Genomic DNA, 885 nt, shown 5'->3' with positions numbered 1-885 from the left:
TCAGAGTTTTTTTGGCAAATTTGACCGGAAAAATATCAATCCTCTTACTCCCAATGCTAAACGCACAATGCCTAGTGCAACAAATATTAAAGTCAAACCTCTCAAAGGATTGTACCCTGAAAGTAGAATACTTCAAACAGGGGATGAAATACCTTATCATAGTGTGCATACGAAAGATAAGTGGAATAATTTTGTGGTACCAAAACTCAAAGGAAAATAATGGAACGTATTTGGATTCTTTTCTACCTTATCCCCATCATTGCCCCTATTCTTTTAATTCTTTATGATGTTTTTATTCCACAAACAAATTATAAAGTTCTAAAAGAGAAGATATTTTTAAAACTTGGGATATTAGGAATATATTTCTACTTCCTCTCTCCTTATTGTTTAGTTTTTATTCTCTTAATTCTTATTTTTATCCTTAAGACTAAGCATAAATCTTCATATGACATTGTATGCATAATTTTAGTATTTATATCTTTTTCCCAGTCTTTACATTTTTTTATTTCCGAGGGATTAAGCAAAATGATTCCATTGGCACTTATTGTGATCTTAGGCTTTTGCACTACTTTGGTGATATTGGGAAAGTGTGTCTTATATTTTTTTAAAGCTAGAGAAAAAAGTAGCAGAGGACATGAAGACTAAATATAAGTGCCCTCACCTTGCCATAAATTCCTCCCCAAACATTCCAAATCCCCTACTCCCAAAGAATCCTAATGCCTAGTCTTCTCTTTCTCTTCCTTTACTTCTCTTCTCTCTTTGCACTTCCAAATATCCCCTCTCTTCTCTTAAATGAAGTTGCTCAGAGTGCAAGTGGAGAGGATGGATTGAATGCTCCTCTTAGACTTTATAATAATGAAGAGTATACAAAGGGATATGCTTATA

The 885-nt window shown here is 33.2% G+C and carries 1 protein-coding gene; it reads left to right on the top strand.

From position 1 onward, the window contains the following. Positions 1-220 (top strand): hypothetical protein (locus tag CQA62_RS06940; protein ID WP_170125575.1); only part of this gene is annotated, 220 nt, incomplete at its 5' end. Positions 221-885 lie beyond the last annotated feature (665 nt).

It is taken from the genome of Helicobacter cholecystus, assembly GCF_003364215.1.
Classification (GTDB): Bacteria; Campylobacterota; Campylobacteria; order Campylobacterales; family Helicobacteraceae; genus Helicobacter_G; species Helicobacter_G cholecystus.
Note: the sequence above shows the minus strand (reverse complement) of the source record. Positions and strands in the feature narration are given on the sequence as shown.